At 47.0% G+C, this 14,995-nt stretch carries 11 protein-coding genes and 2 pseudogenes; 1 reads left to right on the forward strand and 12 read right to left on the reverse strand.

Annotation, left to right across the window (positions count from 1 at the left end; all coding sequences use genetic code 11):
* Nucleotides 1-56: 56 nt before the first annotated feature.
* Complete coding sequence (locus EAE92_RS19100; protein ID WP_214069225.1) at nucleotides 57-902, forward strand: TauD/TfdA family dioxygenase; 846 nt, start codon at nucleotides 57-59, stop codon at nucleotides 900-902.
* Nucleotides 903-1,418: 516 nt separating this feature from the next.
* Here the strand turns inward: EAE92_RS19100 and EAE92_RS19105 are convergent.
* The 12 genes and pseudogenes from EAE92_RS19105 to EAE92_RS19160 all read right to left on the reverse strand — a co-directional run.
* Nucleotides 1,419-1,910: a DUF2569 domain-containing protein gene (locus EAE92_RS19105; RefSeq protein WP_214069226.1), complete on the reverse strand. Its 492-nt coding sequence runs from the start codon at nucleotides 1,908-1,910 to the stop codon at nucleotides 1,419-1,421.
* 401 nt (nucleotides 1,911-2,311) lie between these two features.
* Nucleotides 2,312-2,656, reverse strand: a complete 345-nt coding sequence (locus tag EAE92_RS19110) for a DUF7957 family protein (RefSeq protein WP_011145456.1) — start codon at nucleotides 2,654-2,656, stop codon at nucleotides 2,312-2,314.
* Nucleotides 2,657-2,664: 8 nt separating this feature from the next.
* Entirely contained in the window at nucleotides 2,665-3,555 is an 891-nt protein-coding gene (locus EAE92_RS19115) for a hypothetical protein (protein WP_214069227.1), read from the reverse strand.
* Between the two features lie 217 nt (nucleotides 3,556-3,772).
* Complete coding sequence (locus tag EAE92_RS19120) at nucleotides 3,773-4,228, reverse strand: immunity 42 family protein (RefSeq protein ID WP_023044989.1); 456 nt, start codon at nucleotides 4,226-4,228, stop codon at nucleotides 3,773-3,775.
* On the reverse strand, nucleotides 4,225-5,037 hold the full coding sequence (locus EAE92_RS19125; protein WP_214069228.1) for a hemolysin/hemagglutinin-like protein HecA precursor: 813 nt from the start codon (nucleotides 5,035-5,037) through the stop codon (nucleotides 4,225-4,227). Before EAE92_RS19125 ends, EAE92_RS19120 begins: the two co-directional genes overlap by 4 nt.
* A gap of 330 nt (nucleotides 5,038-5,367) precedes the next feature.
* The gene (gene imm45, locus EAE92_RS19130; RefSeq protein WP_112896999.1) at nucleotides 5,368-5,688 is read right to left on the reverse strand and encodes an Imm45 family immunity protein; all 321 of its coding nucleotides are present in this window, start codon (nucleotides 5,686-5,688) and stop codon (nucleotides 5,368-5,370) included.
* Nucleotides 5,688-6,467: pseudogene (locus EAE92_RS19135) on the reverse strand (colicin E3/pyocin S6 family cytotoxin); the annotation flags it as partial. The pseudogene EAE92_RS19135 and the gene imm45, both read right to left, overlap by 1 nt.
* A 231-nt stretch (nucleotides 6,468-6,698) precedes the next feature.
* Nucleotides 6,699-7,061, reverse strand: coding sequence for a hypothetical protein (locus tag EAE92_RS19140; protein WP_052105887.1), 363 nt, complete (start codon nucleotides 7,059-7,061; stop codon nucleotides 6,699-6,701).
* On the reverse strand, nucleotides 7,058-7,846 hold the full coding sequence (locus tag EAE92_RS24750) for a hemolysin BL-binding protein (RefSeq protein ID WP_339959403.1): 789 nt from the start codon (nucleotides 7,844-7,846) through the stop codon (nucleotides 7,058-7,060). Before EAE92_RS24750 ends, EAE92_RS19140 begins: the two co-directional genes overlap by 4 nt.
* 38 nt (nucleotides 7,847-7,884) lie before the next feature.
* Complete coding sequence (locus EAE92_RS19155) at nucleotides 7,885-8,289, reverse strand: DUF4279 domain-containing protein (RefSeq protein WP_214069229.1); 405 nt, start codon at nucleotides 8,287-8,289, stop codon at nucleotides 7,885-7,887.
* Nucleotides 8,290-8,300: 11 nt separating this feature from the next.
* Complete coding sequence (locus EAE92_RS25045) at nucleotides 8,301-8,690, reverse strand: polymorphic toxin type 33 domain-containing protein (RefSeq protein ID WP_281422793.1); 390 nt, start codon at nucleotides 8,688-8,690, stop codon at nucleotides 8,301-8,303.
* Nucleotides 8,691-8,792: 102 nt separating this feature from the next.
* A pseudogene (locus EAE92_RS19160) lies at nucleotides 8,793-14,995 on the reverse strand (hemagglutinin repeat-containing protein); the annotation flags it as partial.

The raw sequence follows: 14,995 nt of genomic DNA on the forward strand, positions 1-14,995 counted from the left end.
TAATTTAACGTAATATGGTGATTTAAAGAGAAATTATAATTTAAAGGAAAATAGCGATGACAGAATTAAATAACTTCCAGACAGAAGAGATAACCCCATTTGGTTTAAAAATTACTCCTCAATATTCCGATCAACATATTGATACATTATCAGTAGAACAACTGAAAGAACTGACTAGAAAACACAATCTGCTTATATTACGTGGTTTCAAATCTGACTTATCTGACCACAAAAAATATGAAGAATATGCCCATAATTGGGGAGAAATAATGATGTGGCCGTTTGGTGCTATTTTAGATGTTCGTGAACATCAAGATGCTACCGATCACGTTTTTGATAACAGCTATATGCCATTGCACTGGGACGGCATGTATAAACCGACCATTCCTGAATTTATTATGTTCCATTGCGCCCACGCACCTGAAAGTGACCAAGGGGGCAGAACAACCTTTGTCAATACTCGTCGTGTTGTTGCTAATGCTACTCAACAGCAACTAGAACAATGGAAAGATATATCTATTACTTACCGCATTAATAAGGTCACTCATTATGGTGGAGAAGTTCATTCTCCTCTACTGGAAGAGCACCCGGACGGAAACGGATACGTTATCAGATATAATGAACCAGCAATAGATGGAGAAAAATTCCTGAATAAGCATGCTATTGAATACCATAACATCAGCCCTGATCAAGTAGCGGAATTTCAGCAAGATTTCATCAAAACACTCTATGATAAACGCCATTTATATGCTCATACATGGAAAAAAGGCGATCTGGTGATTGTGGATAACTTCTCTCTGCTACATGGACGTGAAGGATTTACCTCCAAATCAGAACGGCATTTACAGAGAATCCATATTCAATCCAATCCAGTATTTAATAATCAAGCGTTAAGATCATAGTATTCTTATACGATAAAGAACTAGAAAGATTATTTGATTCCCATTGTAATATATTGGGAGTCAAATGATCTATCTTTATGAAAAATTTAATTTATTAGTCGAATCCACCGTTTTCTTGAGCAAAATTAAAATCTTTTGAATTATCTCCTTCGCCAGCCTTGATAATCTCAGTATAACATTTACACGTTTATTTTGATTGTAAAAAAACAATTATCAACCAAAATCATTTTGCCATTATAGTCGTTATTAATAGCTGAAATATAAATTCTCTTGACCATAACACTGTTACCCTTTTTCGCTGCACGCTTACGCATCAAGTATAAATTAAATGGTCTGAGTCCAGTAAAATACAGGACTCGGACCTTAATGAGAGCGTGATTTGAATTGTCTGATTTTGGGTAGCAATTCACAAGGCCGAGGTAGTTTTAGCTGTCATATTTTTCAAACAAATATTAATTATAAAAAATTCACCTACTCCCACTGAATATTGTTTATAAAATAGTTTAATTTTAACCATTATTTAATAAATGTCCTTTTAACTCGAATAGATATAATAAAGTAAGGCACCCATACACATGCATAAAACACAGTTCTAAAAAGCAAGAAAAGATGATTATAATCCAATTTTATTTCATATCCATAATGAGCCAACGTTAAATCGGTGATGACAAATAATGAGGTAAAAACTAACAGGATAATGTAAAACAAAGGTGTTTTCTTCTTTTTTCTAAAGAAGAGAATAGATGTATAAAGTGCAATTCCAAAAATAATTGTAAAACAGATAAACTCAAATCCTATAAGGATACGTAATTCACCCAGAGAATCATAACTAGAGTTTAAGATTGTCATTGTTTTATATGAACTAAATAAAGAGCTAAATATTGCAAAGATAAGATTTATTGCAGGTAAATAGAGAAACCCGCCAATGCCACTTAATTCTTTCTCTTCACATGCTGCACAAAAGTCTGATTCATGTAATGCTGGACTTTCACATTTAATACACTTCATAAAATTTCTCCAAATAGTAATTTCAATCCAAAGATTGATTGTTAATTTACGTTAAATCATACAGGTGATAGTATATAAACTAATAACTTGTCAGTCCGATAAATACTCCTATTTTTAATGTAGTTATTTACATCTCCAAGTGAAAAAAATATTTCACCTTGGCTTTTCCCTGAATTTTTCCTATTAATGCGCTGTAATCACTTTGTAATACCCGCAGTTCTTTGGCAACGGCAACACATTGCTCTGCACCAGTACAGCTTGTTATTCATGCCTGAACCTTATCGTATTCCTGACGATATTTATCCCTGACAACAGAACAGCGGTTGATATCACCCTGACAATTAACCAGTTCCTCACTCCTTGAACGATTCTGGTCAACGCTTAGATGATTATTGTCTACCTTATTTTACAACATCTCGTGATAAGAATAGGCCAGTATGAGGATCGAAAAATATTCTTCTTCCATAAAAATCAACAACAAAATATTGCCCTTCAACAACGTTCAATCCTTCATATGGGTAACTGATTTGACCTTCTTTTTGTAAATCTGAAGGCTCTATTTGCCAAAGAAATTCTCCATTATTTGTGTAAGAAAATAGATTATTTAGTCCGTCATCTCCTATAGGAATATCAGTTAAGACAAGAACAGAACCATTATCGATTTCTATCGCCTTAATAATCTTTTGATTAAATATAATTAAGTGCCCATTAATATTAATCTTGTTATCGTTTACTAAGATAGCCATTTTATATCCTATTTTTTCTGAATAGCCCGTTCATTAATGAATGTACCTGTTCTTTGCCCCATAAGATCAAACTGGGTTCCTCCACCTTTATAGCCAAACAGACTATTTGCAGAACCTACTCTCATCTTAGTACCTGCTTTAATTTCAACATCCGCAACGTATTTTGGCTCATATGGCAAAGCAAATTTTTCTTGAATTTGTTTACTACTTAATCCCTTTATATCTTCGGCTCTCATCATCCATCCCCCTCTCATTTGTGAATTAGTACCGTCATAGACTCTAACAAATTTCGTGTTAGCTGCTAATTCAAATTCCTTTACTGTAGTTCCTGGAGTATATGGAGGTTGTTCATATCCTTGATTTTTCCACCAATTATTTACTTCTGCTGATGTTACTTCTTTAATGGGCTTTTCAGGGAGTCGTCCAGAAGTACCTTTGCCCTCATTTATAGATGAAATCGTCGTCTTATTTCCAGTAATACTCTTATCAGTCAGAGAACTTCCTTTCCCCTCAATCACTTCGGTTGACCGATACTTACTTAAAGACAGATATGCCTTTGCTGCCGCAAACTGTATCAGCTTCGCTTCACTGGTAGGTATCCCTCCGACAACAATTTCCGCCGCCTTTTGCGGTGTCATCTGCTCATTTGATAACACGACATCCAACGGAACACCAAAGAAGTTACCCCACGCAATAATCAGACCTTTTGCAGGATCTTGACCATCAGGGACTTGCCCTTTCAGGTAGTGAGTTAAGGCTGCGTTGATTTCTTCGGGTGTTGCCCCAGATTGGGTCATTTTTTGAGCCAGTGAACCCGCGCCTTCAAAATGTTTAGCGCCTTCGGAACCAAATAAACTTCCCATGCTAAGGGCATTATTATCCGCAACAACGCATTCCATTGCGAAGTTGACCGCCGGACACCGATTTTCCCTGTGCACTCAGTCAGTTACAATCAATTTTTCCCGGTACGGTTTGATGCCCGGCCCATAACGCCCCGACGCGACTTTTTAGCCTGTAAGCCACTTTTCCCAGACGTAATGAACCCCCCTTTTAAATGTCGGATGATTGTCTAACATTTGGGGTAGTTCATTTTGGCCGGGATTTATGTTTCTAACATCAATAATTAGATAATTTTTTAATTACAGAGCTTACAGTACCAGATGGTAATAATGTTTCATTTATTGTTTTTCCATCATCATTACTCCATACAAAACGATCATTATGGCTCGTTTTCATGAAGTAAACATAACATCCATTATCTCCCATTGGTGTACATGTCATATCGAACAGCCCCTCAATGAGATTTTCTCCATCCCCTGTGAAATAACTCTCAGCATTTCTATACAGGCTAACTGGTTCAATGTTGACATCATTACATACCAATTCATCTATTTTCATATTTGAATAAAAACTGAAGGTTGTTTTCAGCTCAAAAACATCCAAAAGATCAAATATTTTATGTCCATCCAAATAGAAAAAGAAAATGCCATTTTTCCAAAAACCATCAGATGAGTTCCATGATTCAACAGCATCGAACTGAAGAGAAAAATAAAACGGATCGCCATAAATCATTTCAACCTAACTCCCAATTTCTTTTGAATGTCGCTTGGCACCTGTTTACTTGTTAACTGGTTTTTTATATCTCCAGAACTGCCATTCCAGTGATATTCCCCATTGGTACCTTCGAACCTATGAATATTACCTTTTTCATCCTTAGCGAATCTAACTTCTTTATTACCATAATTTTTGGAGCTTGGAATTGAGTTTTCAAAAAGTTTCAATGAGTTTTTTGGTTCTATTCCCGCATTACGGCGATTTCCATCACCACCAAGAGTATGTTTAGGATTGGATTTATACACTAACCCATTATTTGCTGTCACTGGATTAGGTACTGGTACAGCACTTCCCTTTATTCCTTTTGCTCCAGCCTTACTGATCCCTCCGGCCACCCCCGCAGACGCCGCAATTCCCGTCTGCCCCATAATCTTCACGATTTCCTGGGTGGTTTCTTCTGAACCGCCGGTGACTTGGGCACGATGGAGCACCAAATTCCGTGATGCGTCAATATTTGACATGGCACCGCGTAAATCTGCCCATTCCCGCACTTCTGCTGGAGTGAGGGAATCCAGCCCCTGCATTCTGGCTTTTTCCTGAATTTCACTCATCCGGGCACTGTAGTCACCTTGCAATGCCCGCAACTCTTTGGCAACAGCAACGCACTGGTCAGCGCCTGAACAAGTTGCTATCCGTTCCTGAACCTTGTCATACTCCTGCCGATATTTATCCCTAACGGCAGAGCGGCAACTGCTATCACCCTGACAATTAACCAGTTCCTCACTGCGTGATTGATTCTTCTCCACACTGAGGTGGTTATTGTCCACAACAACTCTCTCTGTCACGGAATCCGGCAGAGAACCTGCTTTTTTACTGTCCTTTCCGTCAGTTACAGCCGTTTTTTGCTGTGGCGTTTTCGATACCGCAACTTTTTCCCTCGACGCGCCTTTCCAACCAGGAACATGCTACCGCTATACCGTGACCTGCGATCTGTACATCCGCATCATAGCAGCAACAGCTTCTTCTACAATTACCGCTTGGATTTAGTGATTGCATAAAGAGGTAACACTAAACTAAAGCAGTTGATTACCCGGCTGGTAGATAGCAAGTAACGATTAAAGAAAAATCCCAGCCGCGAGGATTGGGATTTTACTCATTCAATCAATAGCTATTGCTGTATATCGTTCTATTAAACATACATCTTTCACATCACATTCTGGATAAATCCATTTAGACCAATTTTTAATAACCCATTCCGTATTTAGCCCATGCCCTTCATCCGAAATACTTTCAATGGGTAATTTCACTAAAAATAGGCCAGCCTTATATCCAGAGGAGATAATTAGTCCATATGGGCGTTCATCATCCTGAGTTTCAAAAACCATAAAATCAACTTGTTCTTCATAGGGCCATGCTGCCGGCAACCTGAATACGGTTCCTCTGGATATATATTTTTCTATACGATCGATGAGTTTCATTATTTTACCTTCAAATTATGACTGCCGGATGTATCAGCCGATTTTCTCATTTGCATAGAGAAGTCAACTTCACCTAAGTGCTTACCTTTTGGAGAAACAACTTCAAATCGGCCATGCTGTGTATCAAGAGCATACAAATTTCCATCTTTACCCTTGTACACATCTCGTCCACCGTTCATTTGGGTCAATTTGCTATCTTTAACCATACCTTGCTCGACAATAACTTTTGCAGCAGTTTGTTTTACGATAGCAACACGTTCTCCAGAAGGAAGTCCCACTAAACTTTTTTCGAAACTGCCTACGCTTTGTCCCGTCGCAATTTTTGCGCTGGAATTAATGGGTGGAAGTCTATTACCAGCCTTACTAATCCCACCAAACGCCGACGCCGCTGCACTCGCTACAATACCCGCTTGTACCTCATCCAGACCGTATTCCTTCTGGAGAGCCTCAGAGACTTTGTTTGTAGCAACAACGCCTTCTGCTTGCATTTGCTGCGCAAAGGTCGCAGTCAGATCGTAGACCATTTTGATCGGGATATCTTCACCCAAGGCACGATCTATCGCCTGTTTCACTGTCAGACTATCGGTCAGCACATCACCGTACTTCTGCTGGCAGCTCGCCGGGTTAGCGGCACAGTCACTTATTAGCTGTTTCTGTTGTGCGGTACTCAACTCCTCATATTTTTTAATGATACCTCCACAGTCACCGCCGCCAGCCTGGCAGGACTTCATTTCCGTAGACCAGTCATCTATCTGCTCACTGCTCAGATAGTTATTCTCAGCAACAACGCATTCCATTGCGAAGTTGATTACCGAACTCCGATTTCCCCAATGCCCTCAGTCAGTTACAATCCGTTTTTTCCCGTGCGGTTTGGTCGCCGAACCCAAAACTTCCTGACGCGACTTTTCAGCCCGATAAGCCATTTTGTCCGGCATAATGAACTTCACCTTTAGAGCTAGATGGTTGCCCAACATTTTGGGGTATAGTTCACAACGGCTAGGATTTCTACTTTACTTGTTAGGATAGTTATAATGCTCAGGCACCTGATAATTTTCTGGTATATTCGGCCACTCTGAATTTTTTAAGAAAGTATCAGAATCATCTTTTATATCCTCAAAAAAACCGGACAATCTCATTGAATGCACTCTAATGTAAACTAATGCGGCTTGCATGGTAATTTTATCATCAATAAGCTGTGCTTTTTGTAATAAACAAATTGCCTCTTTTAGCCTATGCATATCCAGCAAATACATTTCATTTAAATCACTTTCATAATCAATCAATAAGTTATCAGTGACATTACTTTCAGAGATTTCTTTCGAAAGTTGATGATAACTATCATTTAACATTTCAAAGAAAAGATCTTTAATCATTTTGGGAGTCTCCTTCCTTCAGCTGCTGCTGCCTTAGTTTTATCTAAATTAATCGAACCATCCAAATTCAACACATGAATAAAGTTTCCTCTCTTATCAAAAACTTCCAAGTGGTTCTTATGACGGCCATCTAAATAGAATTGATCGCCTGTACGGATATTATCACTTATATCATTTGATGCTTTGTAGACACTCTGTCCTTGGTAAATCTTACTAGTTTTTTGTGAGTTTCCTTTCGCTTGGTTACCAAATCCTTTCTGTTTAAAGAACTCATTCATATTCCCTACAGCCCCCTGATTCGGTTGATATGGTTGTTTGCCTTTTCCGACATCCCCGCGGCCTTTTGCTCCAGCTTTACTGATCCCTCCGGCCACTCCCGCAGACGCCGCAATTCCCGTCTGCCCCATAATCTTCACGATTTCCTGGGTGGTTTCTTCTGAACCGCCGGTGACTTGGGCACGATGGAGCACCAAATTCCGTGATGCGTCAATATTTGACATCGCACCGCGTAAATCAGCCCATTCCCGCACTTCTGCCGGCGTGAGGGAATCCAGCCCCTGCATTCTGGCTTTTTCCTGAATTTCGCCTATCCGGGCACTGTAGTCACCTTGCAATGCCCGCAGCTCTTTGGCAACGGCAACGCACTGGTCAGCGCCTGAACACGTTGCTATCCGCTCCTGAACTTTGTCATATTCCTGCCGATATTTATCCCTGACAGTCGCACGACAACTGGTATCACCCTGACAATTAACCAGTTCCTCACTGCGTGATTGATTCTTCTCCACACTTAGGTGATTGTTATCGACAACAACTTATTTAATTTTTAACTATATATATACAGATCAATGTCTAGTCCCGCATTTAACTCGTCAAGCTCTTTGATCATCATTTTATCCAAACTTATTGCTGGTCTAATTCCTTCTTCTATTTTAATTACTATATTAAACTGATAATCAAGCTCATATTCATTAGCTAATTTTACTAAAACCTTTTTTTTGTCCTGTAGTAATACGAATATTTTTCCTAACTGTTCACCAATATCAAGCGACTCTTCATCACCTGTACTCAAAAGCCAACAACTATCTATTCTAAGGCGTTTTTTACCTAGTATAGGATCGCCTTTCACCCAACATTTTGTTGGTTGAATAGCTAATTTTTCAGTTACATCCCCAGGATTTAATTTATCTCCCGAGATCAAAAAATACACACACACAGTTGATTTACTCATTTGTTATAACCTTATTTAATGAATTCACCTGTTGGGATACCTTCTCCAGTACCCCCTTTTCTGAAAACCCATAGTTCACCAGTTTCTTTATTCACATAAATATCATATTTCGATATATTTTTCTTACCAACAACATCAGATTTAAGCTCATGGGCATCAATTCCATTCTGTTTTAAATACTTGTCATCAGCCATTTTGATATTTGATGGTTTATGTTCATTCTGTCCATTCTTATTTTGATTATCTTCAGGTGGCTGTTGATTTCCTGTACCACCATACTTCTTCTTCTCTTCATTCGTCAGGTTTTCCCCCACATTTGGTTGGCTTTCATTATCCACATAATCTGACGAGCATACCCGGCCAAAGGAGCACTGCGTCGCTTTATCTACAGCTTTTCCCATCTCCTTTAGTTTTTTGTCCAAAGCTGAAGCTATTGTCTGATTTGCTTCATTTACTGCTTCCTCGGTATTTACGCCAGCTACAGGGGGAGGGGTCACAGGTATCGCTAGTGCATTATTATCCGCTGCATTCTTCCCTGCCTGCGCCCCAGTGAGGGCACTGGCGCTGGAGTCACCGGCAATACCGCCTGCCAGTCCTGCCGCCAGGGTGGAAAGGGTGCTGATAGTTTGCTTCTGCTCCTCCGTTAACTCACTGACTTTTGCCCCGTCGCCGTAAAGTTGCTTTATCAGAACCTGCGCCGCCAGTTCACCCGACGCCGCACCGGCTGCCCCTGACAGGGCATTGTTACCGCTCACTTCCGCCGCTACCGCGCCTAAAATCGCATGGGCCAGCGTGTTGGTGGCGATATCCACCTGATGGGTTTGCGGGTCAGTGGTCAGCTCTTTTATCACTCCTGCCAGATACGGTGAAGCCCCTCCGGCCAGCGCCTGACCGAGGTTGTTCCCTGCTAAGCCCTGAATCGCTGCCGTAGCCGCCTGTAGGGCTTTCTGATAGGTTCCGCCGGTCCCAAAGCCCGAGTCATTCAGCGCCTGTGTGTAAGCGGTGTCATAAACTTGCTTATTGATATCCGCCGCAGTCGGGTGTGGATTGCCACTGTCGACCAGTTTTTTTCTGGCTGCCGCTTTGTCCGGTTCACTGATATGGTCCAGTTTCGCTTTCGCCGCTTTGGTGGCGATAATTTTCCCTTCCGTACGGGCTATCTCGGTCATCTGGGCGCTGATTTCGCCAATCAGTCGCGCCTGTTTCAGCCGTTGCTGCTCTTTTTCCTTGTCAAATATCGGACTCAGGACATTCGCGGCGTTATCGGTATCGCGGCTGAGGGTCGCGATATCCTGCGTCTGGTGCGCCTTATCCCGGATAATCAGGTTGCCGTCACTGACGGCGGCGTGCGTGGTGCTGCTGTCATGGCCCTGGTTATGGGAACCGCTCAGCCCATTGACCGCCAGATTATTCAGGACCTGACCAGCGGTGGGTTGGCCGAGGCTGACGCCCGCGCTTTGCTGCTCAACAGTAAAGTCCGCTTTATTTTTAGTATCTTTAAAGCCCAGCGTTCCGGTGTTCAGGGTGTTGTTGGTTTTGTCGGCTTGACTCGCTATCACCGCGCCGTCCAGTTGGGTGTGGTCGCCGACGTTAACCTGATAGCCGCCTTTGCCGGCAAACAACCCGGTCTGCTCCTGCACGCTGTCATAGTTGCTGTGGAGTTTATTGCGGCTGGCATTGAGGCTCGCGGTGCCGTTAGTGAGGGGGCCCACGGCGGCGCTGACGCCCGCGCTGGCGTTGTGTTGCTGGCTGTCATAGCGCTGGCTGTCCTGCTCGCTGCTTAATGTCAAATGGCGTTTCACCTCGGCGGTAATCTGCTCGCCGCTGACCTGAGCCCCTTTTAGCGTCGTATCCCGGCCACTGTTCAGCCCGACGGTCTGTCCCGCCTGTAACGTGGTGTTAGTGTGACTGACGCCGTTGCCGTTTTCACGGCCGGTGCCCCGACTGACATTGGCCGAGACGCTCAGGCCGGTGCCCCCCGGTCCGACAGTCAGGCCCACGCCCAGCGAGCTGCCGTGGCTGCTGTTTTTGCCGGTGGTCTGTTCAGTGCTCTGGCTGGAGGAGAGCTGAATATCCCGGTTAGCATTCAGTTGCAGGTCTTTACCCGCCTGTAACTGGCTGCCCTGAATACGGATATCGCCATGCTGGCCTGATGCGCCTTTGCCATCCCCTTTGGCGGTTATGGTCAGGTTATCCCCGGCAGTGAGATGGCTGCCCTGTTGAGTGGTCTGGCGGTGCTGCTGTTCTGAACGGGAAGATTGACGCCCATAGGACAGGCTGACGCCGGCCAGATTATTATTGCCTTTGTCGTCACTGCCCTGAGCTGCCGCCAGTCGGCCAGCCTGCACGGCCTGTACCCCGCTCAAGGCGGCTTGAGTGTTTTGCAGGGCTTTCACTCGTGGGTCACTTTCATTGCGAGCGGCTCTGGCGGTTTGCGCCGCGCTGTTGACGGCACCCCCGGCGGCGCCACTCAGCGCCACGGTTAAGCCGCTCTGTTTTTGTTCGGTTTTTGTCGTGGTGTGATGGCGGTTTTCCGCGCTGGTGATATCGACCTGTTGACCGGCCAGCGTCAGGTCTTTACCGGCAATCACCTCGCTGCCGTGAACCCGGAGCTGTTCCCCCGCGTTGAGGGTGACGTTGCCCTGGCTGCTGCCGACCGTGCTGCCTTTACTCAGCTGGCTGTCACTGTCGGTGGTGGTTTTCTGGCTGGCTTTACCTAAGGTGAAGCCAATCCCCCCGGTGCCCATCAGGCCCGATTTTTTCTCCTGCCGCCAATGGGTTTCATCGCGCGCTTCGGCTGCGGTGGTGACGGTGAGCTGATGACCGGCGTTCAGGCTGATATCCTGCGTACCGGCGACATTGCTGCCGCGGATATTGAGGTCTTTACCGGCCTGTAGAGTCACTTTATCGCCACTGAATGTGGTGCTGAGCGCCTGCCGGTCATGCACTTCGTCGTGGGTTTCCACTGACGATTTCGACAGCCAGCCTTTGCTGGTTTGTTTACTGTGTTCCACTAAATCGGATGAGGCCGTACCGGTGGTCAGCGTCAGGTTATTGCCGGCCTGCGCCGTCAGTTGTCGACCGGCGTTGACGTGGGCGGCGGTGGCGTTCAAATCCTGCCCGGCTTGCAGGGTCACCTCACCGGCGCCGGTTATCTGGCTGCCGATATCCTGTTGCTGGGTCAGATGGCGATAGTTATCTTTCCCCCAGTTGCCCTGTTCTGTACGGCGCGTGCTTAAGGCGTCCAGCGTCAGGTTATGGCCTGCGGTTATCTCGGTGTGACCGTCTTTACCGGCATTTTTGACGTCACTGGCGGTTAATTGCACATTGTTGATGGCGCTCAGCGATAAGGCGCCTTTATCATTCTGCACATAGATGCCCGCTGGATGGTCTAACCAGCGGTTAGCCTCATCCCCGCGCACGGTCGATGCGCTGATGATATCCCGGCCTGTCAGAGTCACCCGGTCATCGCCCTGAATCTGGCCGCCCCGGTTGGTGAGCGTCTGTTGGGCCGTCAAATCCACTTTGCCGCCGCGAATAAACCCACTATTGGTCAGATTGTTGGCCGTCAGTTGGGTGACGTCACGCCCGCTAATCGTGCCGCTGTTGGTGATATCGCCCTGACTGTTGAGCGCCACGGTATTCCCGGCCAGCAAAGCGCCGTCACTGCTCAGGTCGCCCTGACGGACGCGGGCATAAACCTGCGGCACGGTGACCACCTCGGTAGTGCCATCCGGCAGGGTCACGGTTTGATTGGTCAGCCAGATAATATCCGAGGTCAGCAACGCCATCTGTGCCGGGCTTAAGGCGACGCCCGGCGTTAATTGCTGCTGTTTGCCAAAAGCGACACCGGCATCCATCAGCGCTTTAAACTGGGCTTCGTCGTTGTTGTAGCCCGGCAGATAGCGCTGGCCGGTCAGTTGGGTGATTTGGTCACGCACCAGACGCTGTTCGTAGAACCCATCGCCCAGGCGTTTGTGGACCAGCGCCGGGTCGTGCGTTAACTGTTGCCGCATGTAGTCAGAACCCAGCCACTGTTTATACTGGGTAAATTTCGGGTCGGTCTCGACCAGATAGTGGCTGTCACTGCCCGGTTGCACGGTATACAGGCTGTTATTCGGCAGGCGGGTATCGGGCGTCACCACGCGTATCACCGGGTCGACTGTTTGCCCTTTGACGGTCTCCGGGGGCAAACTCAGTGCAAACGGCTGACCGGGCGGCAAGACCAGTGGCTGATTGTTGATACCGTTCACCGGCGTGACCGCTGTGGGGGCAGAATGTATCTGACCGGTTTGTCGGTCGGTAATCGTGATATCGGTACCCTGTGGACGGGTATGCGCCTGCCAGGCCAGCGTTTTCAGGTCAATCGTTTCTATCACTGGGGCGGGGGCATAATTGCTGCGGCTTTTTCCCTGCGAGGTTTTGGTGCCACCGAACCCGAACTTTTTGTGTCTGGTCTTTTTGGCGTACCAGTGAGTTTGGCGACCTTTATCGGTGGTGATACGTTCGCCCTGAGTGGCAATATTGTGCAGCTCGCCGATTTCTCCATCCAGCGCCCCGCCGGCGACAATCTGGCTGTCGTGATTAGTGACCTGCGCGCTGTTGAGCGTGATATTACCCCCGGCCAGAATTTTACCGGGGTCGCTCTGTTTGACCTGAGTTTCTTTGACGGTGCGGGTGTACTGATATTCGTAAAAGTCATTACTGCGGCTGCCATCCGGCATGATGGCATCGTGCACTTTGTATTTATTGCGGTGGGAAGTGTCCACCTGTGACCAGTCATAACGGGTGGTCTGGCCGCTCAGTACCGCGTCATGATGCTGAGACTTTTCCGTTTCGACGACCTGAGTCACCAACCCGGCGTTGGTGTTTTTAATCTGGTCGGCATTCATCTTCAAATTGCGCCCGGCTTCAATCGTCGCCGCATGGTTATTCAGCTCTCGTGCCTGACCGGTAGCCGTCAGCGCGTTATCCAACCGGCCGCCGATGCGCATGTCGCCCACGCTGTAAATCTGAGCATGGTCACGGTTGTTCAGTGTTCCGGTGCCGATATCCAGCCGGTCACGCGCCGCAATCACCGCGGCTTTGCCTTTCTGGGCGGTGTTATTCAACGTGCCCGTCTGGAGGGCGAGCTGGTCACCGTAAATGCGCCCGGTGCCGGTGTTGTTCAGGGTGTTGGCCGTGAGATGGGTCAGGCCGCCGTCAATCAGTCCGGTGTTGTTCAGGGTGTCATGGACGTTGATTTGCGTTTGCATGGCGCTGATTTCACCGGAGGCGCTGTTAGTGAGATGCTGTGCGTCAAGATGCAGCGCCTGACCGGCTTTTATCTGGCGGTCGTTGAGGAGATTGCCGGTTGTTTTCAGGGTCAGATTGCCATTGGCCGCGGTGTTGCCGGTATGATGAAAATCCTCAGTTAAAGTGACCGCCATATCGCCCTGCGATAACAGTTGGCCGTCACCGCTCAGAGAGTGTGCGTTAATCGTGGCCTGTTCCCCGGCAATTAAGGTGCCTTGCCGGTTGTTAATCACCAGCGAGGTGTGCCCGCTCTTGTCGTCTACGGTAAGCTGCTTGCCCGCGGAGATTAACCCCTGCGCATTATCCAGCGTGTGACTCACCTGAGCTTGCAGGTGATTGGCTGCCCGTAAAGCGCCCTGGGTATTATCCACCTGTTGAGCGTTGACCGTCAGGTTTTGCGCTTCCACCCCGTTATCCGTCTGCTTTGTTTCCCGGTTAATCAGGCGAGCGGTGTTCAGGGTCAATTGCTGACCGCCACGGATAAGGCCGCCGGTGTTATCGGTTTGGGTGTCAACATTGAGTGTGGTGTCGCCCACCGCCTGCGCCTGCCCGTGACGATTATCGAGCTGGTGAGTATTCAGGGTTAAGGTATCCGTAGATAACAATTTGCCGTCCCGGTTATCCAGCGCGGCGTGTCGGGTATCGATAGCCAACTGTCCGCCTTGAAGATGACCGTGGCGATTGTCCAGCGGGCCACTGGTGAGGGTCGTCTTGCCATCACCGAGAATATGGCCCTGCTGGTTATCCAGTAACTGCCCGTCAGTGTCCAGAGTCAGGGCGTCAGCGGATTGTAAGGTGCCCTCGCGGTTGGTCAGTTGTCGGCTGTGAATGTCCAGTCCGCCATTGCCGGCTATCTGGCCCTGAGTATTATCAAGCGCGGTGCTGGTCAGCGTGGTTTTGTCGTCCGCAGCGATTATCCCGCCGGTGTTATCAACATCGCCGGCGCGCAGGGTTAACTGCCCGCCGCTTAACACCCGGCCCGCTTTTTGGTCGGCATGGCGGGTATTGGTGAGCTTCTGCCCGTGGGTATCAATAGATATCTCACGGCCGGCCTGTAACAACCCCGCCGTGTTATCCAGTTGACCACTGTTTAAGGTCAGCGTGTCTTCCGCTATTACCTGTCCGGCGGTATTGGTGAAGGGATGGCCTGTGGTCTGGCTGTCAATGTTTTGCGCCAGCAATACGCCCTGGGTGTTATTCAGGGTCTGGCTGGTCGTGGTCAGTCGGGTTTTGGCTTCAAGATGACCGTTAACGTTTTGAATAGTTTTGCCCACGGTAAGGGTAGCGCTGTCCCCGGCGGCAACAATGCTCCCCTGATTATTATTCAGTTGGGAGGCACTGAGTCGGAACGCGTGGCCCGCTTCCAGCCGGCCCGACTGATTGTCCAGCGTGTCTTTGACCGCCAGTGTCA

It is taken from the genome of Photorhabdus hainanensis, from assembly GCF_018448965.1.
GTDB classification, from domain to species: Bacteria; Pseudomonadota; Gammaproteobacteria; order Enterobacterales; family Enterobacteriaceae; genus Photorhabdus; species Photorhabdus akhurstii.